30 protein-coding genes and 3 pseudogenes are annotated in these 23,096 nt (G+C 70.6%); 23 read left to right on the top strand and 10 right to left on the bottom strand.

Features of this window, described 5'->3' with window-relative positions; translation table 11 throughout:
- Positions 1-212: 212 nt before the first annotated feature.
- The 11 genes and pseudogenes from AB0H62_RS32155 to AB0H62_RS32105 form a co-directional block, all read left to right on the top strand.
- Positions 213-1,229, top strand: coding sequence for a nitroreductase (locus AB0H62_RS32155; RefSeq protein ID WP_360590246.1), 1,017 nt, complete (start codon positions 213-215; stop codon positions 1,227-1,229).
- Positions 1,226-2,110: a universal stress protein gene (locus AB0H62_RS32150; protein ID WP_360590244.1), complete on the top strand. Its 885-nt coding sequence runs from the start codon at positions 1,226-1,228 to the stop codon at positions 2,108-2,110. Before AB0H62_RS32155 ends, AB0H62_RS32150 begins: the two co-directional genes overlap by 4 nt.
- The gene (locus tag AB0H62_RS32145; RefSeq protein WP_220239716.1) at positions 2,107-2,739 is read left to right on the top strand and encodes a CBS domain-containing protein; all 633 of its coding nucleotides are present in this window, start codon (positions 2,107-2,109) and stop codon (positions 2,737-2,739) included. The genes AB0H62_RS32150 and AB0H62_RS32145 overlap by 4 nt, the downstream gene beginning before the upstream one ends.
- On the top strand, positions 2,736-3,608 hold the full coding sequence (gene ppk2, locus AB0H62_RS32140) for a polyphosphate kinase 2 (RefSeq protein ID WP_220239717.1): 873 nt from the start codon (positions 2,736-2,738) through the stop codon (positions 3,606-3,608). Before AB0H62_RS32145 ends, ppk2 begins: the two co-directional genes overlap by 4 nt.
- Before the next feature lie 51 nt (positions 3,609-3,659).
- Positions 3,660-4,496: a universal stress protein gene (locus AB0H62_RS32135; RefSeq protein ID WP_360590241.1), complete on the top strand. Its 837-nt coding sequence runs from the start codon at positions 3,660-3,662 to the stop codon at positions 4,494-4,496.
- 18 nt (positions 4,497-4,514) lie between these two features.
- Positions 4,515-5,087: a CBS domain-containing protein gene (locus AB0H62_RS32130; protein ID WP_360590239.1), complete on the top strand. Its 573-nt coding sequence runs from the start codon at positions 4,515-4,517 to the stop codon at positions 5,085-5,087.
- Positions 5,088-5,136: 49 nt separating this feature from the next.
- Positions 5,137-5,418, top strand: a complete 282-nt coding sequence (locus tag AB0H62_RS32125) for a DUF1918 domain-containing protein (protein ID WP_360590237.1) — start codon at positions 5,137-5,139, stop codon at positions 5,416-5,418.
- The gene (locus AB0H62_RS32120) at positions 5,405-6,298 is read left to right on the top strand and encodes a universal stress protein (RefSeq protein ID WP_360590235.1); all 894 of its coding nucleotides are present in this window, start codon (positions 5,405-5,407) and stop codon (positions 6,296-6,298) included. The genes AB0H62_RS32125 and AB0H62_RS32120 overlap by 14 nt, the downstream gene beginning before the upstream one ends.
- Positions 6,299-6,606: 308 nt before the next feature.
- Positions 6,607-7,221 (top strand): CBS domain-containing protein, encoded by a 615-nt coding sequence (locus AB0H62_RS32115; RefSeq protein ID WP_360590233.1) that lies wholly within the window; start codon positions 6,607-6,609, stop codon positions 7,219-7,221.
- Entirely contained in the window at positions 7,218-8,120 is a 903-nt protein-coding gene (locus tag AB0H62_RS32110; RefSeq protein ID WP_220239722.1) for a universal stress protein, read from the top strand. Before AB0H62_RS32115 ends, AB0H62_RS32110 begins: the two co-directional genes overlap by 4 nt.
- A pseudogene (locus AB0H62_RS32105) lies at positions 8,117-8,526 on the top strand (hypothetical protein); the annotation flags it as partial. The gene AB0H62_RS32110 and the pseudogene AB0H62_RS32105, both read left to right, overlap by 4 nt.
- 113 nt (positions 8,527-8,639) lie before the next feature.
- Here AB0H62_RS32105 and AB0H62_RS32100 read toward each other — a convergent pair.
- On the bottom strand, positions 8,640-9,200 hold the full coding sequence (locus tag AB0H62_RS32100; protein ID WP_360590231.1) for a universal stress protein: 561 nt from the start codon (positions 9,198-9,200) through the stop codon (positions 8,640-8,642).
- Between the two features lie 595 nt (positions 9,201-9,795).
- On the opposite strand from AB0H62_RS32100, the gene AB0H62_RS32095 reads away from it, so the two are divergent.
- On the top strand, positions 9,796-10,368 hold the full coding sequence (locus AB0H62_RS32095) for a nitroreductase family protein (protein WP_360590229.1): 573 nt from the start codon (positions 9,796-9,798) through the stop codon (positions 10,366-10,368).
- Between the two features lie 28 nt (positions 10,369-10,396).
- The gene (locus tag AB0H62_RS32090; protein WP_360590227.1) at positions 10,397-10,684 is read left to right on the top strand and encodes a hypothetical protein; all 288 of its coding nucleotides are present in this window, start codon (positions 10,397-10,399) and stop codon (positions 10,682-10,684) included.
- Between the two features lie 58 nt (positions 10,685-10,742).
- Here AB0H62_RS32090 and AB0H62_RS32085 read toward each other — a convergent pair whose 3' ends face one another.
- Complete coding sequence (locus tag AB0H62_RS32085) at positions 10,743-11,165, bottom strand: CBS domain-containing protein (RefSeq protein WP_220239725.1); 423 nt, start codon at positions 11,163-11,165, stop codon at positions 10,743-10,745.
- A 216-nt stretch (positions 11,166-11,381) separates the two neighbouring features.
- On the opposite strand from AB0H62_RS32085, the gene AB0H62_RS32080 reads away from it, so the two are divergent.
- The 4 genes from AB0H62_RS32080 to AB0H62_RS32065 all read left to right on the top strand — a co-directional run bounded on the left by AB0H62_RS32080 (position 11,382) and on the right by AB0H62_RS32065 (position 13,364).
- The gene (locus tag AB0H62_RS32080; RefSeq protein ID WP_360590225.1) at positions 11,382-11,981 is read left to right on the top strand and encodes a hypothetical protein; all 600 of its coding nucleotides are present in this window, start codon (positions 11,382-11,384) and stop codon (positions 11,979-11,981) included.
- A gap of 49 nt (positions 11,982-12,030) precedes the next feature.
- On the top strand, positions 12,031-12,330 hold the full coding sequence (locus tag AB0H62_RS32075) for a dsRBD fold-containing protein (protein WP_360590223.1): 300 nt from the start codon (positions 12,031-12,033) through the stop codon (positions 12,328-12,330).
- Positions 12,331-12,343: 13 nt separating this feature from the next.
- Positions 12,344-12,865, top strand: coding sequence for a flavodoxin (locus AB0H62_RS32070; protein WP_360590221.1), 522 nt, complete (start codon positions 12,344-12,346; stop codon positions 12,863-12,865).
- 328 nt (positions 12,866-13,193) lie between these two features.
- Positions 13,194-13,364, top strand: coding sequence for a hypothetical protein (locus AB0H62_RS32065; protein ID WP_220239728.1), 171 nt, complete (start codon positions 13,194-13,196; stop codon positions 13,362-13,364).
- Positions 13,365-13,420: 56 nt separating this feature from the next.
- Here the strand turns inward: AB0H62_RS32065 and AB0H62_RS32060 are convergent, their stop codons facing one another.
- Positions 13,421-14,047 (bottom strand): hypothetical protein, encoded by a 627-nt coding sequence (locus AB0H62_RS32060; RefSeq protein WP_360590219.1) that lies wholly within the window; start codon positions 14,045-14,047, stop codon positions 13,421-13,423.
- Between the two features lie 177 nt (positions 14,048-14,224).
- Between AB0H62_RS32060 and AB0H62_RS32055 the strand changes: the two genes are divergently transcribed.
- The 4 genes and pseudogenes from AB0H62_RS32055 (at position 14,225) to AB0H62_RS32040 (ending at position 16,547) form a co-directional block, all read left to right on the top strand.
- On the top strand, positions 14,225-14,758 hold the full coding sequence (locus AB0H62_RS32055) for a flavodoxin domain-containing protein (protein WP_360590217.1): 534 nt from the start codon (positions 14,225-14,227) through the stop codon (positions 14,756-14,758).
- A 289-nt stretch (positions 14,759-15,047) separates the two neighbouring features.
- Positions 15,048-15,296, top strand: a pseudogene (locus tag AB0H62_RS32050) (PEP-utilizing enzyme); the annotation flags it as partial.
- Between the two features lie 32 nt (positions 15,297-15,328).
- Entirely contained in the window at positions 15,329-15,835 is a 507-nt protein-coding gene (locus AB0H62_RS32045; RefSeq protein WP_220239731.1) for a universal stress protein, read from the top strand.
- 10 nt (positions 15,836-15,845) lie between these two features.
- Positions 15,846-16,547, top strand: a complete 702-nt coding sequence (locus tag AB0H62_RS32040) for a CBS domain-containing protein (protein WP_360590215.1) — start codon at positions 15,846-15,848, stop codon at positions 16,545-16,547.
- Between the two features lie 181 nt (positions 16,548-16,728).
- Here the strand turns inward: AB0H62_RS32040 and AB0H62_RS32035 are convergent, their stop codons facing one another.
- From AB0H62_RS32035 to AB0H62_RS32015, 5 genes and pseudogenes are all read right to left on the bottom strand, one after another.
- Positions 16,729-17,331 (bottom strand): DoxX family membrane protein, encoded by a 603-nt coding sequence (locus tag AB0H62_RS32035; RefSeq protein WP_220239733.1) that lies wholly within the window; start codon positions 17,329-17,331, stop codon positions 16,729-16,731.
- An 18-nt stretch (positions 17,332-17,349) separates the two neighbouring features.
- A complete protein-coding gene (locus tag AB0H62_RS32030; RefSeq protein ID WP_255637875.1) occupies positions 17,350-17,652 on the bottom strand; it encodes a PLD nuclease N-terminal domain-containing protein in 303 nt (100 codons plus the stop codon).
- Between the two features lie 265 nt (positions 17,653-17,917).
- Complete coding sequence (locus AB0H62_RS32025) at positions 17,918-18,151, bottom strand: SHOCT domain-containing protein (RefSeq protein ID WP_220239734.1); 234 nt, start codon at positions 18,149-18,151, stop codon at positions 17,918-17,920.
- 28 nt (positions 18,152-18,179) lie between these two features.
- Positions 18,180-19,193: an NAD(P)H nitroreductase gene (locus tag AB0H62_RS32020; protein WP_360590213.1), complete on the bottom strand. Its 1,014-nt coding sequence runs from the start codon at positions 19,191-19,193 to the stop codon at positions 18,180-18,182.
- A gap of 617 nt (positions 19,194-19,810) precedes the next feature.
- A pseudogene (locus tag AB0H62_RS32015) lies at positions 19,811-20,110 on the bottom strand (alpha/beta fold hydrolase); the annotation flags it as partial.
- A 240-nt stretch (positions 20,111-20,350) separates the two neighbouring features.
- On the opposite strand from AB0H62_RS32015, the gene AB0H62_RS32010 reads away from it, so the two are divergent.
- Positions 20,351-21,136 (top strand): AraC family transcriptional regulator, encoded by a 786-nt coding sequence (locus AB0H62_RS32010; protein WP_360590211.1) that lies wholly within the window; start codon positions 20,351-20,353, stop codon positions 21,134-21,136.
- Positions 21,137-21,242: 106 nt separating this feature from the next.
- Here AB0H62_RS32010 and AB0H62_RS32005 read toward each other — a convergent pair whose 3' ends face one another.
- Positions 21,243-21,635 carry a hypothetical protein gene (locus AB0H62_RS32005; RefSeq protein ID WP_360590209.1) on the bottom strand — a complete coding sequence of 131 codons (393 nt, stop codon included), beginning with the start codon at positions 21,633-21,635 and terminating at the stop codon, positions 21,243-21,245.
- A gap of 264 nt (positions 21,636-21,899) precedes the next feature.
- Here AB0H62_RS32005 and AB0H62_RS32000 point away from each other — a divergent pair, with 264 nt between their 5' ends.
- The gene (locus tag AB0H62_RS32000) at positions 21,900-22,412 is read left to right on the top strand and encodes a DUF2199 domain-containing protein (RefSeq protein WP_360590207.1); all 513 of its coding nucleotides are present in this window, start codon (positions 21,900-21,902) and stop codon (positions 22,410-22,412) included.
- Positions 22,413-22,611: 199 nt separating this feature from the next.
- Here AB0H62_RS32000 and AB0H62_RS31995 read toward each other — a convergent pair whose 3' ends face one another.
- Positions 22,612-23,025 (bottom strand): hypothetical protein, encoded by a 414-nt coding sequence (locus AB0H62_RS31995; protein WP_220239739.1) that lies wholly within the window; start codon positions 23,023-23,025, stop codon positions 22,612-22,614.
- Positions 23,026-23,096 lie beyond the last annotated feature (71 nt).

The raw sequence follows: 23,096 nt of genomic DNA, 5'->3' as shown, positions 1-23,096 counted from the left end.
GGGACGTATCGGGCAGCGTGCACCGGTCTGCAGGGCTGCGGTAGGCGGAGATGTGCGGACCGAGAGCCCGCGAGTTTCGCTGCGGGTCGAGAGGTTCGATCGCCGCTTCGGTGACGTTGGTCCTTCGCCGCGATGCCTTGTGGCCGGCGCGCCGAACCCGGTGCCGGCGGTTAGCTGAGGAGTCGGGCCAGTCGACACCTTCAGGAGAAGCCGTGACCAGCGAAGCCGATCCGGCACCCGGACCGCGGGCCGGTGCCTGGACGGGCGCCGAGGTGGAGGTACTCGGCCGCGCGGTGCTGCGCGCGCCGTCAGTGCACAACACCCAGCCCTGGACGGTCGAGCCGGTCGGGCGAGCGGTCGTGCTGCGCGAGCGGACGGATGTCGCGTTGCCGCGGCACGATCCCGATCGGCGCGACCTGGTGATGTCGTGTGGGGCTGCACTGGCGAACCTCGAGCTGGCGGTGCGGGTGCTCGGCCGGCGAGCGGACGTCACGATCCTGCCCGACACCGCCCATCCGGAAGTGGTGGCGCGCATCGATGCGACAGTCCCGGCGCAGCCGTCGGACGCGGACCTGAGGCGGTTTTCCGCGACCACGACCCGGCGCAGTCAGCGGGCGCGGTTCACCGGAACGCCCGTGGGGCGGAGGCAGGCCGAGCAGGTGGCGCGGGCCGCGGTGACGACCGGAGCCCAGGCGGTGCCGCTGCCCGACGCCGGTGAGCTGGCGGCGTTGTTCGACCACGCTGCGCGCGCGATCCGTGACGACGGCGCGTATCAACGTGAGATCGCCTTGTGGACGATTCGCGACGAAGCGAGCCACCGCCACGGAGCGGGGCTCGGGCGCACCGTGGTTCCGGGCGGCGAGTTCCCGTGGGCGGGGCTGGTCCGACGCACCACCGACCTACCGGAGCTGCCCGTCTTGCGATCCAGGCTGGCGGGCGAGACGTTCCTGCTCTTCCTGACCACCGATGACGGCCGCGCCGATCACGTCCACGCGGGCTACGCGCTGGAGCAGTGCTGGCTCGAGGCGATCGCGAGCGGGCTGGCGGTGGCGGTGCTGACGCAGCCCCTGCACGTGCCGGAGGTGCGGTCGGCGCTGTGCGAGGACCGCGGCTTGCCCGGTTTCCCGCAGGCGTTGATGCGGCTGGGCCGTACGTCGCGCATCGCGCCGCCGAGCGTCCGCAGGGGCCTGGGTGAAGTCTTGATCGGGCAGCGGGGGAGCGAGTCGTGATCGATCACATGGTCGTGGGTGTCGACGGCAGCGAACCGGCCGCGGTTGCTGCTCGCTGGGCTGCGCGGGAAGCCGCGTGGTGGCACACGTCGCTGACTGTGCTCACCGTGAGTGGGGTCGACGGTCCGTCCGTCGGTGGCGCCGAGTGGCGTGCGGCCAAGGAGGCGCTCGCGCTGGAGGTTGCGCGGACGACGCGTGACGAGCTGGCGGTGGCCGAGCCCGGTGTGTCGATCACCACCGAGGCGAGCGGCGCCGGCGTCGAGGCCGCTTTGCGGCAGGCCTCCCAGAGCGCGCTGTTGCTGGTGCTGGGCCCGCCCACCGGAACACTGTCCGGTCTGCTGGCGGGTTCACCTGACGCAGACCTCATCGCCCGCGCCGGCTGTCCGGTGGCGATCGTCCGCGGCAGTGGCGCCACACGGGTGGACGGGCCGGTCATCGTCGGCGTGGACGGCAGCCCGACGAGCGACGCCGCGATCGGATGGGCGTTCGAGGAGGCGTCGCGGCGACACACCCGGCTGGTGGCCTTGCACGCGTGGCAGGACAGCTGCAGCGGCCGGCCGTTCGGGGAAAGCCGCGCGACCCCACTGATCGACGTCGGCGAAGCGGAAGAGCGCGCGCTCGCTCAGCGGCTGGCCGGTCGGCGCGAACGCTTTCCGGACGTCGACGTCGAGCTCGTTGTGGAGCGGGACCGGCCGAGCGACCGGCTGATCGAATACGGCAAGGACGCGGCCGTCGTGATCGTGGGCAGCCGCGGGCGAGGCGGCTTCACGGGCATGGTGCTCGGTTCCACCACCCACGCGTTGCTGCACCACGCCGACTGCCCCGTGCTGGTGGTCAGCAGGGAGCGGAACGGACAAACCTCGACAGGGGAGGAACGATGAACACGAGCACGACACCCGTCGCAGCGGTGATGACGCCCAGTCCGGTGTGCGCGCGGCTGGACACCCCGGTCAAGGAGATCGCGGACGTCCTGGTCCGCCGCGGGATCAGCGCGGTGGCCGTGGTCGATCGCCAAGGTGCGATCGCCGGTGTGGTGTCCGAACGGGACTTGCTGCCGCTGCTGCGCTCGGATCGCCGTCGCGGCTGGTGGCGCCGCAACGCGTGGCCGCCGCGAACGGCGCGGGACGTGATGACGAGCCCGGCGTTGACCGTGGCTGCCGGTGCGCCGGTTGCCGACGTCGCGGCGCGGCTGGCCGAATCGGGGCTGCGACGGCTCTTCGTTGTCGCCGCCGGGCGGCCGGTGGGTGTTGTCGCGCGGCGCGACCTCGTCGGGTTGATCTCGCGCTCGGACTCCGAGATCGCCCGCGAGGTGACGGTCCTGCTGAGAAAGTCCCTGCGGATCGGGCCGGATCGTGCGCGGGTGATGGTCCACTCCGGTGTGGTGACGGTGGCGGGCCGGGTCGAGCAGCGCAGCGAGATCGCGTCCGTGACCAGTCGCATCGAAGCGGTGTCCGGGGTGGTCGAGGTGTGCAACGGCCTCGACTTCGTGTGGGACGACGTGACCCGATGACCGGAAAGCACCCCGCGGCGCGGCTGTCGCGCGCGGTTTACGAGAAGGAGCTCGCCCGGCTGCAGATCGAGCTGGTGAAGTTGCAGGAGTGGGTGCGCGCAGAGGGCGCGCGGCTCGTCGTGGTGTTCGAGGGCCGTGACGCGGCGGGGAAGGGCAGCACGATCAAGCGGCTGACCGAGCACCTCAACCCCCGGGTGGCGCGGGTCGAGGCGTTGCCGAAGCCGACCGAGCGGGAGCGCACGCAGTGGTACTTCCAGCGGTACGTGGAATTGTTGCCCGCCGCCGGTGAGATCGTGCTGTTCGACCGCAGCTGGTACAACCGCGCGGGCGTGGAGCGGGTGCTGGGGTTCTGCACACCCGACGAGTACCACCGGTTCTTGCAGCAGTGCCCGATTTTCGAGCGTCTGCTCGTGGGCGACGGCATCCTGTTGCACAAGTACTGGTTCTCGGTGAGCCGCGACGAGCAGGAGCGCCGGTTCCGGGCGCGGATCGACGACCCGCTCCGGCGCTGGAAGCTGTCCACGACGGACCTGGAATCGGTGTCGCGATGGGAGGACTACTCCCGGGCGAAGGACGACATGTTCGTGCACACCGACATCCCCGAAGCACCGTGGTACGTGGTCGACAGCGACCAGAAGCGCCGTGGGCGGATCAACATGATCGCGCACCTGCTCGCCGGCGTCCCCTATCGCGAGATCCCGCGCGAGGCCGTGACCATTCCGCCGCGGCCGAGCGACGGCGGGTACGCGCGGACGGACCGGCGGTTGCAGCGCGAGGTCCCCGACTACGCGGCGACGCTGATGAAGCACTCCGCGCTTTCGTCCCGTCCGGAAGGGACTTCCTCCCCTGACCGTGCTCATCGCGGCTGAGCGACGGTGGAGTGAGTCACCGGTCTGAGGTGGCGGGAACGGAGACATGTCGTGACGGGAACGACAGCCCGCGCCGCGGTGGTGGTCGGTGTCGACGAATCGGAGGCGGCTTTGGCCGCCGCCCGGTGGGCGGCGGAAGAAGCGGTGCGCCGGGATTGCGTGCTCCGGCTGTTCCACGCCGGGCTGTTCGACACGGCCGACCTCAGCGGCCGCGAACGGTCGTGGGAAGAACCGCTGCTGCTGGAGCGCGCCCGCCGCTGGATCCAACGAGCCGCGCAGGAGGCCGCGCCGGGTGTGCGCATCGAGTACCTGGTCCGGCTCGGGCTCGCCGCCGACTTGCTCGTCGGGCTGTCGGACGAGGCAGCGCTGATCGTGCTGGGTTCGCACGGAATCGGCGGGCTGCGGGGAGCCGCGATCGGGTCGGTGGCGTTGCGAGTCGCCGCGAGCGCGCGCTGCCCCGCGGTGATCGTGCGCGGCCGCGAGAAGCAGGGCGGGCCGGTGGTCGCGGGTGTTGTCGGTGATGGTGACGGTCGCACGCTGAAGTTCGCGGTCGAGGCCGCCCGCGACCGCCAGGTGCCGCTGATCTTGGTGCACGCGTGGCACGGGGGACGGCTCGACGATCCGGAACTGGTCAAAGCGGCCGCGGAGGGCGAAGAGCGAGCGCTCCGACGCCGGGGCGACGACCTGGCACGGACCGGTCCCGGTGTCACGATCCTGGCTCGGGCAATCCGCGAACGCTCGGCTGCGCGCGCGTTGCTGGGTTTCGAGGACGCCCAGTTGCTCGTGATCGGCAGTCGCGGCCGGGGGTCGGTCTCGGGCGGTCTGCTCGGCTCGACCGGGAACCGGTTGCTCGCTCATGCGATGTGCCCGGTCGCCGTCGTTCATTGAGACATCAGGAGGAGAGCCGTGCGCGCACGGGACATCATGACGCGGCCGGTGGTCGTGGTCGGGCCGGCGACGCCGGTGCGGGAGGCGATCGTGCTGCTCATGGAGCACGGCATCGCCGCGTTGCCCGTGGTCGACGAGGAAAACCACGTCGTCGGTTCGTTCACGGAGGCCGACGCGCTGAGCGGGGTGCTGACCGGAGAGCCGGTCGCGCCGGGCCGGCTCGTGGAATCCGTGATGACCAGGCTGGTCGTCGTGGTCGAGCTTGACACCGATGTCAGCGACATCGCCGCCCGCATGCTCGTCGACCGGCTGCGCAGCATCCCGGTCGTCGACGCGGGCGGTCTGGCGGGGATTGTCAGCCGGCGAGACCTGCTGCGCCCGCTCGTGCGGCACGACGACGCCATCGCCGCACAGGTCCGTGGCTTGTTCAAGGACTACACGGGGCACCGCGACCTGTGGTCTGTCTCCGTCATTGCAGGTTTGGTGACTGTCCGCGGCACCTTCGCCGACGAAGCCGAACGAGGGCTCGTCGCCGCTCTCGCGAAAACGGTCGAGGGCGTCACCGCGGTGGAACTTGCCGGCAAGAACTGACTTGTGCGGCCGCGATTCCCGCCGCCGAACCTGATCTCGAGGAGGAGTGATGCACGCACGACCCGGCGACTGGCTCGTAGTGAAGGGAGTTCGAGTCGACCTGCCCGAACAGCGGGGCCTGATCTTCGCCGTCGGAGGGCCGGACGGCACCCCTCCGTTCAGCGTCCGTTGGCCGGCCGACGACCACGTGTCGATCGTGTTCCCCGGCCCGGACGCCATCGTCCTGACCGAAGCGGAGATCACCGCGCGTGACGAAGACGACCGTGCGCGGTTCGAGCGGTTGCGGGCGCTGCGACAGTCGGGCGAAGGTGCGCACAGTGTCCCGGCGTGACGACCGCGTGGTGCTGGCCGGCGTGGACGGTTCGGCTTCGGCCCTGCACGCTGCGGTCTGGGCAGCCGAGGTGGCTGTGCGCCGGGGCGCGGTGCTGAGACTCGTGCAGGCGTACGTGGTTCCCTCGCCGGGAGTCTCGGGCATGGCTGTGACAGCCGTGCGCGAAGGCTTCCGGTCCCTCGCCGAGTCGGGCGTGGCCGAGGCCGAGGGGGCCGTGCTGGCGAAGTGGCCGTCGGTGCGGATCGAGCGGGCCGTCGTGGAGGGCGGTCGGGTGGGCGTCCTGCTGCGAGAGTGTGCGGACGCCGAAGTGGTGGTGCTGGGCTCGCGCGGGATGGGCGGGTTCACCGGGCTTCTGATCGGCTCGACCGCGGTCTCACTCGCCGCCCACGCGCCGTGCCCGGTCGTCGTGGTGCGCGGGCGTCGGCCGGACGACCCGCCGCCGGTGGCCGGCCCGGTGCTTGTCGGGCTCGACGGGTCTCCCGACAGCAACGACGCTCTGGGTTACGCGTGCGAAGAAGCCGAGGCTCGCGGCACCGCTCTCGTGGCGGTGCACACCTGGAACGAGATCACGCCGGAGGGAAAGTTGCGGGCAGCGGGCACCCGCCCGGAGGACGTCGCCGCAGCCGAACGACGGCGGGTCGACGAGCAGCTCGCGCCCTGGCGTGAAAAATTCCCCGACCTCCCGATCGACGTCGTGGTGGTCCGAGGACGGCCGGTCCGGACTCTTCTGGAGCTCGGAGCGGACGCGCAACTCGTCGTGGTGGGCAGCCGTGGCCGCGGCGGGTTCACCGGGATGTTGCTGGGCTCCACCAGCCAAGCGCTGCTCGTGCACTCCGCGTGCCCGGTCGCGGTCGTCCGCCCGGGCAGGCAACCGTCATGACCGTCGCAGCACCACGGCGCCGAGGTCGCTCGCCGTGTCAGAGACGGTGTTCGCGCCATGCCCTCATGGCGGCTTGCGGCCCGGTCCGCGGTGATCGGGATCCACTAACCCGCGTGGCAGGAAACGTCTCTTGTGGACAGTCGTGGCGGGAACCGGCACAGCGCCGGCGGTGCGGGAAGCCGTGGTCTGGGCACTCGGATCGGCTCGCAGACGGTGACGTTGGTCCTTCGCGATGGTGACTCCGGACCGGCGTGGCCGGCCTTGCCCGGTGGTTACTTTCGGTGCAGCGAACGGAAGGGGCGAACTCCATGCGTGCACGAGATCTGATGTCCGCGCCGGTGGTGACGGTGCACCCGTGGGCGCCGGTGAAGGAGGCGGCCGCAGTGCTTTCCGAACATCGGTTCACCGCGCTGCCGGTGGTCGACGACGACGAACGCCTCATCGGCATCGTCACTGAAGCCGACCTGATCCGCGGGCGCATCCCGGCCGACGCGCGGACGGCCCATCAACGCCCGGAAATCCCCTCGGTGGCGGAGACGTCGGTCGAGCAGGTGATGACCACGCCGGTCACCGCGATGTCGTCGGGGACCGACGTCGCCGATCTCTGCCAGGCCCTCGTCGACGCCAAGATCCGCGCGATGCCGATCGTCGACGGCAGCCGCCTGGTCGGGATCGTCACGCGTGGTGACGTGGTCCGTGTGCTCGCCCGGGAAGACAGTGCGATCTCCGCCGACGTGCGGCACCGGCTGGAGATCTACGGCGGCACCGGTCGCTGGAAGGTCGAGGTGCACGAGGGGGTCGTGCGGATCGTCGACCGCTACGACGACAAGACCGATCGCCACGTCGCGAGCCTGCTTGCCCTGGCTGTGCCAGGCGTCGTCGGTGCCGAGACGGTTTCGTCGAGAGAGGACCCGTGGTCATGACAACGCACAACAGCAACACCGTGGTGATCGGCGTCGACGGTTCGGCAGGCGCGGACGAGGCGGTCCGCTGGGCCGCGCGGCTCGCGTCCGGACGGGGGCTCGAGCTGGAACTGGTGAACTGCTTGCAGGGCGCCGCGCTCTACTACGGTGGCGGCCTGGCCGGAAGTGACGAGCTGTTCGAGCAATTTCGGCGGGAAGGTGATCGCCTCGTCACCGCGGCTCGCGAGCTGGCTCTGTCCGTGGACGCGTCGCTCACCGTGCGAACCGGCGTGGTCTTCGACGCTTCAACCAACGCCCTCCTCGACCTGTCGAGGCGCGTTCGGCTGATCGTGGTCGGCCGGACCGGCACCGGTGGCTTCGCCGGGATGCTGGTCGGCTCCACGGCCGCCACCGTGGCCAGCCACGCCGAGTGCCCCGTCGCGGTGGTCCGTGGGCGACACGGCGATGGCCCGGTTCCGCTCGACGGGCCGGTCGTGGTCGGCGTGGACTGCACTCCGAACAGCGAGGCCGCCATCGCGGCGGCCTTCGAGGAAGCGGGTTTCCGCGGTGTGCCGCTCGTGGCCGTGCACGCGTGGAACGACGTCACGTACGACTCCACGGACAGCACGGCCCGCCTGATGCCCCAGCCGGAATCGCTCGAGCCGACGGAGGAGCGATTGCTGGCTCAGCGGCTGGCGGGCTGGCAGGAGAAGTTCCCCGAAGTGGCGGTCCGCCGAGCGTTGGTCCAGGACCGGCCGCGGCACGCGCTGCTCGCCGAGTCCGACGGGGCACAGCTGGTGGTGGTCGGCAGCCACGGCCGCGGCGGCTTCACGGGCATGCTTCTCGGCTCGACCGCCCAGGCGCTGATCCATCACTCGTCCTGCCCCGTGCTCGTGGTGCGGCCGGAGCCCAAGCGGTGACGGCTCTCGAAGCCACTGCCTCGACGCTTTCGCCGGTCGAGCCGGCCCAGGTCGACGCACAGTGGCGATCGGCGAACTACCTGGCCGTGGGCCAGATCTACCTCGTGAGCAACACACTGCTGCGTGAGCCGCTCGTGCCCGGGCAGGTCAAGCCGCGCCTACTCGGGCACTGGGGACCTCGCCGGGGCTGAGCTTCGTCCACGCCCACCACGACCGTGCGATCCTCATCCACGACCTGGCCGCGATGTTCGTGACCGGTTCGGCCGCTCTCGACGGAAAGCAGGTCGAAGGCACCTGGCGTGCCCACCAGGTGCCGGTCGCGCATGTGCGCGAGGATCCCGAGCACCTCAGTGTGCTGGAGACATGGTTGCGGTCGTACCGGCCCGAAGAGCTGTTCGACGAACGATGCTGCCCTACGGGTGCTCGTGGTGGCCGACGACGGAGCGGGCTTGCCGGTGGACATCGCGGCGAGCGGGCTGCGTAACCTTCGCGACCGCGCGGAGTCGGCCGGCGGCACGTTCACGCTCGATTCGCACCCTGGCCGCGGCGTGCGGATTCAGTGGACTGCGCCGTTGTCTTGAGTCTGGAACGTCTCAGCGGCCAGGGGGACGCGGCCGGGACCAGGCGGCGCGCGGCCCCGGGTGTGACGACCACGACCGGGCAGCGCGAGTAGCGCACGCAGTCGCACGAAACGCTGCGGAGCAGCAGTTCCCGCGTGCGGCCGGCGCCGTGTGCGCCGACGACGAGGAGGTCGGCGTCGGTGGACGCGGCGATCAGCTCCGTGGCCGGATCGCCCCGCGGCGTCGAGATCGTGACGTCCGCGGCGGGCGGGAACTCCGCGCGGATGCGCGCGATGTCGTCGTGCGGGGCATACACACCGGCGGGATGCCGACCGCGCCGCGGCAGCGCGAAAGACGTTTCCGACAACAGGGTTTCCGTCGGCCGCACCAGCACGGCGTGCATGGAGTCATCGGGCTGAGCGGCAACGCCGAGCACCCAGCGCAGCGCCGCATCGCTCTGAGGGGAGCCGTCGAAGCCGACGATGATGAAGCGGCCGGAAGCCGGGTTCGCGGAATTCATCGCACACGCCTCTCCTCGGGTTACGGGTCGAGCGTCGTGGAGGAGATCGTGCGGGGGCCAGGGCATGAGGTCGCCGGTGCGGGCGAGGACGTCTGCCATGGGCGCGGTGACTTTGGGCCGCATCGGCGGGATCGCACGACGGCGAGCATGGGGTTTGCCGGAGTGACCGTCTCCGGGTACAGGAGTGGAATATGCGGACCTCGGCACAGGCGGAGGCGCTCGCCGCTTCCGAGATCGTGGTGCTCGCCCGGGCGATGAGTCGGGCTCCGTCGGTCCACAACACGCAACCCTGGCGCATGCGCGTCCGGAGCAGCGACATCGACCTGATCGAGCGAGCCTCCGTGGCGTTGCCGAACCACGATCCGGAGGGCCGCGACCGCATGGTGTCCTGCGGCGCGGCGCTCGCGCACCTTCAGGTGGCCGCGCGGGTGCTGTGCCGGGCGACCACCACGTCGTACCCCGCCGATGGTGCGGTCGTGGCCACCATCCACGCCGAGCCGGGCTTGAGCCCCGACCACGCCGAGCTCGCGCGCTACCACGCCATCGGGCGCCGGCACACCCACCGCCGCTGGTTCTCGGCCGAGCGTTGTCCGAAGTGGACCAGGCGGCGGTGGCCGCGGCTGGCGGCGAGGCGTGCGTGCGCGCGGTGGTGCCACGTCATCTCGGCGAACTGGGGGCGATGCTCGGTTTCGCCACCCGGGTCTTCCGGGCGGACCCGGCCTACCAGCGTGAGCTGCGCGCGTGGACCGCGAGCACGAGCGGTGCCCACGCGTCGGGCGCCGAGGACGGCGTGCCCGAGGCGGCGCTCGGCCCCGAATCGCTGCCTGCCGCGGGGCTGGTGCGCCGCGAAACGCCGGTGCCGGACGACGCCAGGCTCACCGCGCGGCTAGAAGCAGAGCACCTCCTGGTCTTCTGCACCGAGGGGGACAGCCGGCGCGAGCACCTCGCCGCCGGCGCCGTGTGCGCCCGGACGTGGCTGGAAGCGACCGCGCGCGGTCTCGCCGGGTCGGTCCTCACCCAGCCGCTGCACCTGTGCGGCTTCCGCGAGCTGCTCGCCGAGCGGTTGGAACTGCCCGGACTGCCGCAGGTGATCTTCCGCTACGGGCACCCGGTGGATCCCGCGCCACCTTCGCCTCGCCGCCTCCTCGCCGACCTGCTTCCGGACTGAACCGGGCCGGCTCGACCAGGAGACCATGGTGACCACAGCGCTTTCCCCGTTCGTCGAGCAGGTCCTGCCGGCCGCGGTCCTGGCAGTTGCCGACCCGGACCCCCCGCGAGGCGCGGCTCTCGTGCGGGGCGGCGGTGTGACCGCGCTTGTCCGCCGGGCGGAGGCCGAACAGTCGCCCGACGCCGCGTTTCGCGCTGAAGCTGCCCAGCGGACGGGCCGTGATCCGGATATCCCGGACGGGGTGCCGACGATCGCCTTCGGCCCACCACCGGACATCCCCGGACTCACCGAGCGCGGCGTCCGGTGGCGGAGGTGACGACCGTGCGCGCCCCTGACGTGCCTGCTCGCTGACCACCTGGTGCGGACTCGGTGTCCTATGAAGACCGCTCCTCGGCGGGCAGGACGCGCAGCAGGTCCTGATATGTCACTATGCCCACCAGCAATCCGTTGTCGTCGACCACGGGCAGCGCGCGCACACCTGATTCGGTCATGCGGTGCGCGAGCGCGGTGGCGTCGAGCTCTGGGGTCGCGGTCGGGGCCGGGGTGCGCATGACCGCGGACACGGTGCGGTGGCGGCCGAGCAGGACGCCCGTGTCAGGGTCCCCGGTGGCCGAGTCGCCGGGGAATCCGGCCTGGACGAGGTCCCGTTCGCTGATCAGGCCCACGAGCTTGGCCGAACGGGTGACCACGGGCAGGGTGGTGAAGCCCTGTCGCGTCATCAGGTGAGCGGCCTCGGCGAGCGAAGCGTCGAAAGTCACGCTGATCACGGGGGTCGTCATGATGTCACGCGTTCGCATGGCGTTCTCCGTTCCGGCCGGGTGTGGGTGCCTCGTCCGACCTTGATGCCGGCGGCCCGGGCGGGCCAAGGGTCTTTGGTCCCTGGCCGGCCGCCGGGCGGGGCGCGCGCTGGGGACCGGTGACCCGGCGAATCGGGCAGAAGGCCTCTTCGGACCAGCCGGCGCGCGGCCCATGCTGATGAGCGGACCGGTCCGTCGAAACGAAAGGCGCGAGACATGGTTCCGTCGGCGAACCGCTTGCCGCGGTGGTGGCACCTGCTCGTTCCCACTCGCGGCTCCGTCGCGCGGACTTCGGACCGGCTGCAGGCCGGTCTGGTGCTCGTGGTGATCCTCGTGGCCCTCGCCGCGGTCCCGTTCTCGGCGGCCGTCGGCTCGTCGGTCTACGCTTCGCAGAAGGCGGTCTCGGTGCGGGAACTCGCCGAGCGCGCGCCGGTGACGGCGACGCTCCTCGCCGATGGCCCGCCGATTTCCGTGAGTGGCCGCAGTGGCGCCGTCGGCAGCCCGATGCCGACCGACGCGACGTGGGACTCCGCCGGCGGCGTCCGTTACTTCGGGAAAGTGGGTGCGAACGGAGGCTCCCACCGTGGCGATACCGTGCAGATCTGGGTGGATCACACCGGCGTCGTGGTCGAACCGCCGCTGAGCGCCGTCGCCGCCGTCGTGAACGCGACCGCGGCCGCGGCCGGGCTGTTGTTCGCGGTGTGCCTCGGGCTGGCGCTGGTCTACGGGATCGCTGTCTTCGCACTGAATCGCTACCGCAGGGGGAAGTGGCAGCAGGAGTGGTTCGCCTTCGTGAGCAAGAAAGCGCGCTCGTGAGCTCGGGGCGACCGATCGACGACCGCGTGCCGACGAGGGTTCGAGGATCGTGGCCGAACCGTCGGCGGAACAGGAGGTAGTCATGCACACCAGGCAATGGCACGTCGAAGTGTTCCTCAGCGAGAACGAAGGGCGGACGAACGCCACGGCCCGGCTGGACACCGGGTCAGGTGCGACGCTCGACGCGGCAGGCACCGCGAGGCTCAACCCGGTTGACCGCGACGTCCCGGAGATCGGGGACGAGCTCGCCGCCGCCCGGGCACTGAGCGCGCTCGCGCACCGGCTGCTGGACGTCGCTGCCGAGGACATCGAAGGCATCACCCACGAGCCTGCTCGGCTCGACAGGTGAGGAGGTGGCCGGGATGCACGCGATCGTCGTGTACGAGTCCATGTTCGGCGACACCGAAGAGGTCGCCCGAGCGGTGGCGGACGGGCTGGATTCGGCGGAGGTCGTCCCCGTCGACCTCGCGCCACGCAATCTGACGGGGTGCGACCTGCTCGTGGTCGGCGCACCGACGCACGTCCACGGCCTGAGCCGGCCGTCTACGCGCAAGGCGGCGGTGGAGCAGGCTCCGGACGGGGCTCGCACGCACGAGCCGGGGATGCGCGAGTGGCTGGGCGGCTTTCACGTCCTGCCTCCGGGAACGACCACGGCCGCGTTCGACACCAGGCTCCGCAAACCTGTCTGGCTCACCGGCTCCGCCGCGAGGGCGGCCGGCAAGTTCTTGCGCCGCCTCGGCCATCCGCCGGTGGTCCCGGCGACGAGCTTCTTCGTCGAGGTGGTGGACGGCGAAACACGGCTGGTGGACGGAGAACGAGCACGAGCTCGGGAGTGGGGCGAGTCCCTCGCCCGGACGCAGCGGACCGGGTCCGGCCGCGGCTGAGGGTCGGGCGTCCCTGGGTGCCCAGCCACCGGTCCGCAGGCGCACCGATGGGCGCTTCGGCCGGGCTGTGGAAGCACACTACGGCGATCACGCCGGCGAAACCGGCCGGAACCGCAAGGCGCCGCGCCTACGCGTACGCCGCCGAGCGGGAGCGGCGCGTGGGTCATCGCCCGAGTGTGCGGCTGTGCGCTTTGCCCGGAGCAGGGCAACACCGCACCGGAGGGAGGGACCAAAGACTCCAGGCCCGCCGACGTCCGGCCGCAGCGCCGCGATCACGGCCGCCTCTGACCTCGGGGGAAGGTCTCTGGCAGAGGGAAGGAGGAGCATCGTGGACGAGAAGGAACAGGCATTGACCGAGGAAGACGCGCGGCGCGAGGTCGCCGCGCGTGGCCGGCGCACTACTACGATCCGCCGGTACCTGCTGGTGGGTGAACGGCGGGCGATCGAGGAGAACGAGAAGGACGTGGTGCCCGAATCGGCACCCGAGTCCGGATGCTGACGGGCGAGCCTGAGCCGGTTCCCGGAGTCGCGGCGGGACCCGGCTCGAGCGGCCGTTCATTCCGGTCGGCTGTAGGCGGCCAGAGCCCGGTCCCGTGCCTCTTGGGAGATCGTCCGCACCAGCGTGGTGTGGGCCGCCCGGGCGAAGGGGCGGGCGATTCGCCAGTACCGGCGGAACTTCAGCCAGCTCTGCGGGTCCGTCATCTGCACTCGGGAGTCGACGGTCAGCAGGCTGTGATGGAGTCCGTAAGGCCGCACGCCGAACGTGATCACCAGCTTTCCGTATCCGGGTTCGGAAAAAGCCGCGAAGTCGTCCGGGTCGACCCGGCGCCAGGTGATGACCGGGCGCCAGAACTTCCCTGCGACGCCGACGGCGAATTCGGTGCCCGGGTGCTCGCCGAGGAGCGCCCAGTCGGAACCGCTGTCGAGGTCGTCGACGGTCAGGCGGGTGGGCTGCCGCGGCGGCCCATGCCGCCGGTCGCGCCAGCGAGCGGGCAGCTCGCGAAGCCGCTCCGTGATCGTCAGAAGACCACTGTGGATATCCGTCAGGTCGAGGTCGCGTGCCGCCGCGTACGTCTCTTTGACCGGTGCGTCGACGATCTCGTGGTGCACCAATGAGAAATGGGGGTGCGGGGCGAACCGGTCGACGAGCAGATCGGGTGCCTGCGGGTGGGAATCCGTCATGGTGCCTCCTCTTCGGGCGGGTGTGGAGTTTCCAGGCTGGGCGCGCCCGCGTACGTGCGCTAGGAGCGGACGGTGTGTGCGTGGCTGATTTCGTCATCGCCGGAAGTGACTTCGTGCCCTGCCGCGGGCTGTGGTGGAACGCGACGGTGAGGAGTGTCGATCGAAAGGCGGCTTGCCATGAGGATTCTCGTCGTGGTGGCGACCAGACACGGGGCCACGAGAGAAATCGCCGAGCAGATCGCCGCGACGGCCGCGGCTTCGCTCGAGGAAACCGGTGTCGCGGCGGAGACCGAGGTGCGCGATGCCGAGCACGTCACGTCGTTCGTGGGGTACGACGCGGTGGTGCTCGGCAGCGCGGTCTACTTCGGGCATTGGCTCGACAGCGCACGTCGTCTCGTGCACGAGCACCAGGGGGAACTGCGCCACGTCCCCGTGTGGCTGTTTTCCAGCGGGCCGGCGGGGGAGCAGGCGCACCCGGGCGAGGATCCGGTGGACGTCTCCGACGTGCTGGCCGCTTCGGGTGCCCGCGAGCACCGGCTTTTCGGTGGCCGGATCGAGCGCGCGAAGCTGCGCTTCCCCGAGCGGGCCGTGGTCGCCGCGTTACGAGTACCGGACGGCGACAACCGTGACTGGCCGATGATCCGGGCCTGGGCGCGGACCATCGCCGGCGAACTGGCCACGGCGCCCGTGGAGCGACAGGGCCGGCGATGACAGGGCGAGTCCCGAAGAGCCGCGGTCATGCCCGTTCGGGTTCGTGAAGCGACGTCTCGGCCCTGTCGCACCCGATCTTCGCCGCCTGTGTCGCTTGTGGAGGCAGTCCGTTCGCCGGGCGCGCCGCGTGGACGACGTCACGGCATCGGTTACCGGACGACGTTGCCGAACATCGCCCGAGCGGCGGCCGCGCCCGCCATCACGTTTTCGGAGGAGAATCATGACCGCGAACCCGTCCGTGAGGGCGCTGCAGCCCGACGGCGAGGTCGGCCTGATCCGCACGCTCGCTCCGGCCGAAGCCGCGCAGCTGCTCGAAGGCGAGGTGCTGGCCGCGCCGATGACGAACCCGGACTGGGTGCCCGCCATTCGCCGGTCGGCCGCGCTCGTGACCGACGGAGGCGGGATGACTTGCCACGCGGCGGTGGTCGCGCGCGAGCTGCGCGTGTCCTGCGTGGTCGGGACCGGTGACGCCACCCGCGTGCTCGCGGACCGGGCTCTGGTGACGGTCGATGGCACGAGGGGCGAGGTGCGCGCCGGCGCCGTCGTTTCCCGTCGGGAGAGGAGAACACCGTGACCACGGCAGACCAGGACGACATCGTCGTCGGCGTCGACGGCTCGGCGGGCAGCGCCGCGGCACTGCGCTGGGCCATGGCCGAGGCGAGGGCGAGCGGCCGCCGCGTCGTGGCGGTCAGAGCGTGGAGCTTCGACCCGACCGCCGATCTGGAGTCGGCGGCGACGCAGTCGCTGCCGGGCATGGAAATCCGGTATCGGCAGCAGCTGGAGCGGTCCGTCGCCGACGCACTCGCCGGCGCCGACCCGGTGCCGGTCCGCGCGGAACCGGTCGATGGTGCCCCCGGCCCGGTTCTCGTACGAGTCTCGCAGAACGCGGCGATGCTCGTCGTCGGGAGCCACGGCCACGGCCGCTTGCTGCGGCTGCTCGTCGGGTCCGTGTCCGCGTACTGCCTCAAGGAGTCCCGCTGCCCTGTTGTCGTCGTGCCGGTGCGCACGGCGGAGGAACGGGGACCGGTTCCGGAGGCGGACACGGTCGCGACCTACCAGCCCGGCCCGCTGTTGTGAGGAGCCGACGATGACCGGACAGCGCAAGGTGAGTGCCGTCATGACGACGGACGTCGTGAGCGTCCCGCTCGGTGCCCCGTTCAAGACGGTGGCCGGGCTGCTGGAGGAGCGCGGCGTCGGCGGTGCGCCGGTCGTGGACGGGCACGGTCGTGTCGCGGGTGTCGTGTCCCGCGGCGATCTGCTCGAACGAGAAGTCGGGCACCGGGGTTTCGGCCCGCGGGCGAGGCGTGTGCGACGCAAGGCCGAAGGGGTGTTCGCCGCCGACCTGATGAGCAGCCCGGCCGTGACGATCGGACCCGACGAGGACGTCGTCCGCGCCGCACGGCTGAGGGAGTCCCACCGCGTGCACCGGCTGCCGGTCGTCGACGCCGAAGGCGCTCTCGCCGGCGTCGTGTCGCGAGCAGACTTGCTGCGCGTGTTCCTGCGCCCGGACGAGGACATCCGCGAGGAGGTCTGCGACGAGGTGCTCGCGAAGGAGATGTACGTGGATCCTCGGTCGCTGTACGTCGCGGTGCAGGACGGGATCGTGTCGCTCAGCGGTACGGTCGAGCGGTACGGCATGATTTCGCTCGTCGAGGCGCTCGTCCGCCGCGTCGACGGGGTCGTCGAAGTGCGCGGGCATCTCAAGGTCGAGCTCGACGATCGCGACATCCACCCGGACGAGCCAGTGGCCGGCGGCTGGTTCGGCAGGCGGTCGCCGTACCGCCCCTGACCCCCGCTGCTGACGACCATCGCCGCTGACGGCCATCGTCCTGATCGGACGGTGGCCGTCGTGCTTCGCGTGGTGATGCCATGCGAAAGCGGGGCTCAATTCAAGAACAGCGCCGGCGTGAGAGCTTCGGTTTTCACGGCCGGGGGACCTCGTCGCCAGCGCCCTTGTCGCGGTGGGCGGGTCAGCGCAGCCAGGCACGGTCGCCGGTGAAGGTGGCCCAGCGGTGGCCGAACCCCCAGGTGTTGCCGGCGAGCGTCGTGGCGAGTGCGACGAGGACGAGTGCGTAGACGATGTGGTAGTCGAGGAACGGGTGGGTCGAGTGTGTCGCCTGACCGGCGACGGTGAACCGCGCCGGAGGCCATTCGGCGGCCCACATCAGCAGAAGCATGACCGTGCCCGCGACGGCGGTGATCCGCAGCGTAACCCCGGCCAGCAACGCGAGGCCGATGCCGAGCAGGCCGGCCATGAAGAGCCAGTCGGCCCACCACGTGCCGGCCCAGGCGTGGAACGTCGAGGCGAGCGGACCCACGTCGACGGAGCCCAGGAAGCCGCGGGTGGGGGAGCCGCCGCGGATCCAGGCACCCGCGGCGGCGGTGGAGTAGCCGAGGCCGAACAGCTTGTCGGCGAACGCCCACAGGAAGACGACGCCCATGGCGATCCGCAGCAGGGCCAGAGCACGGCCGCCGTCGGCCCGGCGGTGGCGGGGCGGCGCGGGCCGCCGAGGCTCGTGAGGCGCGGGAACCTTTGTGTCGGAAGGCTTTTCATGCTCGGGTTTGATGGACATGATCTCTCCGTTCGTCGGTCACTCCGAGTGTCGTGCGCGACGGTGGATGACTCTGGAGCCGAAGGTCCTCTCCGCGGAGGTCCTTGGCAGCCGGCCCCATCCGAAGTACGCGAGCGGCCCGGCGAAGTTGACGGCGATCACCGCCGCCCACAACGCTTTCGGCCCGCGAACCTGATCCGCCGGCCGGTGCGCGAGGTCCCACCACGCCGTCGCGGCCAGCGTGGCCTGGACCACGGCCGCGCCGGCGACGACCTGGCGTTCGGTGGCGGAGAGATCGGCCCACTTGCGGCCGCGGGCGCGATCAGCGCGGGGTGAGTTCACGGCCCACCAGCTCGGCGAGCTCGACGGTGCGGCACGCGTGGGCCCATTCGTTGTCGTACCAGCCGAACACCTTGGCGGTGCGGATCACGTGGTGCGCTTACGGACCGTAGGTGCTTTCGTCGACGCCGAGCACGATCGTCGCGTCCACGCCCTTGTCCGGCGCGGAGACGATCACTTTGCGGGCGCCGGCGGCGAGGTGCTCTGCGACCGCCTCGTACGGTCATGGGAACTTCCTTCACGACGGTGACCTGTTCCGCCCCGGGCGTCAGGGCCCGAGCGCCGTGCGGCGGCGCTCGTATTCCTCCTGATCGATTTCCCCACGCGCGAATCGCTCGCGCAGGATGCTCATGGCGCGGTCTTCGACCGATGTGGTCTTCGGAGTGCGCCGGATCAGCAGCGCGGCAACGATCGCGGCGGCGGCCAGCACCACGAGCAGCCCGATGATGACCAGCGCCGGAACGACCCAGCCGGCTGTCGTTCCGTAATGCCAGTACGGCATGTTGTCCACCTCGCTCAGATCAGTGCTCCTAGTGGTCGCCGCCGAAGGGCGCTTCGGCCGTGTCGAGAGGAATCAGTACGTCCTGCAGGTCGCGGCGTGGGGTCGCAGGCAGTGGATCCGCGTTCACGGGCGCCCAGCCGAGGCGCACGACCATCTGCGGGAACGTGCCGGACGAGACCTTGTTCTCTACCGTGCGCCGGACGTCGGGCAGTTCGAGCGGCTCCGTCAGCGGGCAGGTGGCGAGCCCGAGTCGGGTCGCCGTCAGCAGGGCCGCACTGGTCGCTTCCCCCGCGCGCAGGCGGGACATCCGGTCGTCGGACGCCGTGCTCAGCACCAGGAGCACGGTCTCGTCGTCTTCGCCGGTGGCGCCGACCGGTTCGGAGAGCTCGGGGTCGGCGAAGCGCCGGGTAGGCAACGTCCCCGGCGTGACGTCAGGAGCCGGCGTGCTTTTCGACGGGACGCCGTCGGGGGCTGCCCGCCGGCCGCTCCAGGCGGCGAGTTCGACCTGGTATGCGGGATCGGCTTGGTGGCGTCGGTTCGCTTCGCTGATCGCGACGGCCAGGTAGTGGCGCTCGGCGTTCTCGGCGACGCGCAGGACGACGCCCTCGTCGGCCACGGCCTCGGCGATCGACTCGAGGTACCCGCGCGGGACTTCCCACGAGCTGTGGCGGCGGCGGTCGGTACGGCGCCGCGGGATGGCCGCGGCGAGCGCGACCTCCGATGCGCTGGGCTCGCTCCGCCGGAACTCGACGGCGGCGAGGTGGTCGGGTTCGGCAGGATTGGGCAGCCGGTGCACGTCGGCCTGCCAGCCGAGCGCGGCGAAGCCGATTCGCAGGTGGTGCAAGGCGGCACCGCAGCCGATGAGAAGGTCGCGTCCGTCCGGGTCGGTTTGCGCGAGCTGCCGGGACGGATCGGCATACAGGTGCAGCGACCGGGCGCCCACTGCCCACCGCCAAGGCTGGGAGTTGTGCACCGACGGTGCGCGGATGGCCATCGCCACCGCGGCTTTGACGGTGAAGTCGTCGGGAAGTCCACGTTCCATGGCGGGCCCTGCCTAGCCGAGTCGTGAAGTCGTCGGCTTGACCCTGCCACTCGCGTGCCGCCCCGCTGGAGAGTCCGAGTTCCCCGGGTGGAGGGACTTTCGCCGGTCCTCGGCGCACGGCGAACGTCGGGGCTCGGGACCGCTCGGCGGTGCCGCTCGTGTCGATGCCGAGCGCGTCCGGCCACTCGTCGGTTTCTGCGGCCATCCGCAGCGCGACACGCCGGACTGCTGGTCACCGAGGACGGGCAGTGTTGATCACTTCGAGAATCCGCTGCCGGTCGGGGGGGCCGGAGATAGAGGTAGTGCCCGGCTTCGGGCAGGAGGTCGACCTCGGCATGGGGGAGGAGTGTGCGGAGGTTCGCTGCGGCGGCGGTCGGATCGTGGACGACGCTGCGACCGCCGAACAGCGCCAGGACGGGTACCTGGATCGCTCGCAGGTCTTCCTCCCTCGCGCAGGTCTGGAACGGGACCCGGGCGCGGTAGGTGCGGATCCCGGCGACGATGACTTGTGCGGCGGGCTGGTCGAAGATGTCCTGTCCCGCCGACCAGATCAGGAAGCGTCGCCAGGCGCTGTCGCGGTTCAATACCGCCGAGGTGAGGCCGCGCCACTGGACGGCGGGCGAGAATTTGGCGCCGACGGTGGTGGGGTCGAGGAGGGAGATCGCGGCGAGCCGGGCCGGGGCGTGGATGGCTTGGTTGACCGCGTGCCAGCCACCGGTCGATCCTCCGACGAGGTGGACATTTCGCAGTCCGAGCGCGGTCAGGACGTCGTCGAGGCCCCGGGCGCGATCGCCGATGCTCGTGAACGGCGCGGTCTGCACGCTGCGCCCGGCTTCGCCGAGCGTGTCGAGGGCGTAGACCGGGCCGTGTTGCGCGAGTCCGGGGATCAGCGGTGCGTAGCAGGCGGAGGTGCCCATGAGGCTCGGCAGGAACACGATCGGGTGCTCGCCGGCGCCGAAGCGGTAGACGCGGGTGGTGCCGTGGCGGCACGGGTCGTCGTACACCTCGTCCGGTGGTGGAGTTTGCCCCATCGCGCGCTCGTAGACGTCGAAGTAACGCCGCTGTGCTTCGGGATTCTTGAACCTGCCGATGCCCTTCATGACGAGAACGCTATTTCGCGAGGCCCCGGCAGTCTTGGACGAAAGTAAGATGTTGGCATGACGGAGTGGTCGCTCGTCGTGCCACGCGGGGAGGTCACGAGAGCGCAGGGGCGGCACGTCTTCGGGGCTTCGCGTGTCCCGGGAGTCTTGACGTACGCGGCTCACGACTTCCCCGACGCGGACGCAATGCCGTGGCGGGTGACGCCGTTGGGCGCGATCACGGTGGTCCTCGACCTCGAGGCGCCGGTACGGACGCTGCCGCCGTCGCCGGTCCTCGGGCTGCGCGACCGCCCCCTGCTCGTGTCGCAAGGCGGACGGGCGCGAGGGATCACGATCGCTTTGTCACCGCCCGCCGCGCACGCGTTGTTCGGGATGCCGCTGCGCCTGCCGGCCAACACGAGCGTCGGCGCGACCGACCTGCTCGGCCGGGACGTGGCCCTGCTGACCGAACGGCTCGCCGCGACCTCCGGCTGGTCCGCGCGGTTCAACCTGCTCGACGACTTCCTCCGGCCCCGGGTGCTGGCCGGCCCGGCCCTGCCCCCGTCGGTGCAGGCGGCGTGGCAGCGGCTGACGTCCGGCCCGGTCCGGGTCGACGCGGTGGCGGCCGAGATCGGCTGGACGCGGCAGCACCTGACGGCCCGGTTCCGCGAAGACATCGGCCTCTCGCCCAAGACTGTCGGGCGGATCGCCCGCCTGCACCGCGCGGTGTCCCTCCTCCCCTCGGCACGTTCATGGGCAGGACTCGCGATCCGCTGCGGTTACGCGGACCAGTCCCACCTCAGCCGCGATTTCCGTAGCCTCACCGGCTGCACTCCCACCGAATACCTGACCGACAACGCATAGCTCAACGCGATCGTCCATCCGGTGCTGCATTCGGCCCCCGAAAGCAAGATCCACAGCACGTCGGCTGCTACGCGAAGACGTCGGCGCTCGCGGAACACGAGAGCGTTCACCGGGTCGGCATTCCTCCGTGCGGGCTGTTGATCACCAAGGGCAGGGATCCGTCAGCCAGGTAGGGGTGCCCGGGAAAGTAGTCGACGTGAAGATGGCCGCCGTCATCGGCAGTGGCCATGGCATGCACATTTTCGGCCAGGACGGCCCTGGAATCGGCATTGCCGCTGATCACGAGGACCTGCGTCGGGGCATCGAGGCGGATGCAGACGGCGGAGTCGGTTGTCGCCTTGACTTCGATCCCCGTCAGGGTGTGGCCGTTGGGTGAAGAAGCGGACGCGGCGCTGATGAACCCGGTCCCTTCGGCGATCGCGCTCGCCAAGCACGCCAGTTCTCTCGCGGTCGCGGTGATATCCACTTCTCCGAAAACAGGATCTGACATGAGTTCCACGGTTGACGCTCCTTCCTTGACACGATATTCCTCTGGGCGAACACGCCGGCCTCGCGGCCCTCCGCCTGTCCTCGGTGCTCAGCGGACGTCGAGTGACGAGGTGGTGAGCCTTGACCGCCTCCGCGCAATCATCATCGGCCTGGTGTCCACCACGCCTACGGGAACTTCCTCGCGTATAGCCGGCACGAGAACCGGCTCCTGCCGCTCAGCCAATCCGAGACCAGATCGATCAAGGCCGTTCGAGGCATGCCTATGCTGTGCGCCATGACGACCGACCTGGGGTTCGACTGTTCCTGCTGCGGCCGGCACCATGACGAGCTCCCCTTGGGCTATGGCACATTCGCACCTGCCTACTGGCACGACGGCTTGGCCGGAAAATCTGACGGCATCCTCGGTGACGAGCAATGCATGATCGATGGAGAGCATTTCTTCATCAGGGCTCGCCTGATCCTGCCGACCCTGGATGCCGGCGATGACTTCGAATGGGGCGTGTGGGTGTCGCTCAGCGAGCCCAACTTTGCCCGCGTCACCGAACTGTGGGACAAGCCTGAACGAGTGCAGGAGGCACCCTATTTCGGATGGCTCGCCACCGAACTCCCCACCTACGAGCCGACAACCCTGAACCTGAAAACCAACCTGCACAGCCAGCCGGTCGGCGTCCGGCCAACCGTGGAACTCGAGCCCACCGACCACCCACTGGCGGTTGAACAGCGCACAGGTATCACCCGTGCCCGCGTGCGAACGATCGCCGAACTGCTCCTGCACCCCACCCAGTGATGACTCCGTGACGCGGGATCTCGGCAGCGCACCCGGATGCAGGTCAAGCACCGCGCGCGGATAGCCGCCGACCACAACACGATGCGCCAGCGGAAACGCGACCGCTTCTGACCGCCAGAAGCCAAGTCGCTCACGCACGCCGACAGCAGCGACCGTCACCAGTGCTGCCAACGTGCGGTCTCGACGGTCGGCGCCGGCGTCAGCGCAACGTCCAGCCGGCCGGGTCATCCTCTGTCCACAGCTCATGACGTTCCAGCGCGAACCGATCAGCGAAGCTGATGCGCTCATCCACCGCCAGCACTGTCTCTGCGCCGCCTGCCGCGTTGCGGCCAGGACCGATGCGATAGCCGGTGTCTATTTCCTCGTGCCAGGGCTGCTCGTCCACCACGACCCGGCACTTCGCGTCGTGGTCGATTCGGGCGTATCGCCGACCTGAGATGACCAGTCGCTGCGCCCGGGTCGACCATTGGAACAGCACCTGCTCCGAACTGAGGGCGTTGCTCCACACGGACCAGCCCTGGCCGTTGGCCAGGAAGACCAGATCGGTCGCTTCCATGCTGCCCGGGTAGATGCGGGCGTCGCTCCACTTGCCGACCAAGTCCGCGTCGTTCATCCCGCGATCATCGCACCCCCACCTGCACGCAGTCGGCCACGACAGCACAGCCAGTTCCAGCCGCTGCTCAA

Source organism: Amycolatopsis sp. NPDC050768, from assembly GCF_040654155.1.
In the GTDB taxonomy this organism is placed as follows: Bacteria; Actinomycetota; Actinomycetes; order Mycobacteriales; family Pseudonocardiaceae; genus Amycolatopsis.
Note: the sequence above shows the minus strand (reverse complement) of the source record. Positions and strands in the feature narration are given on the sequence as shown.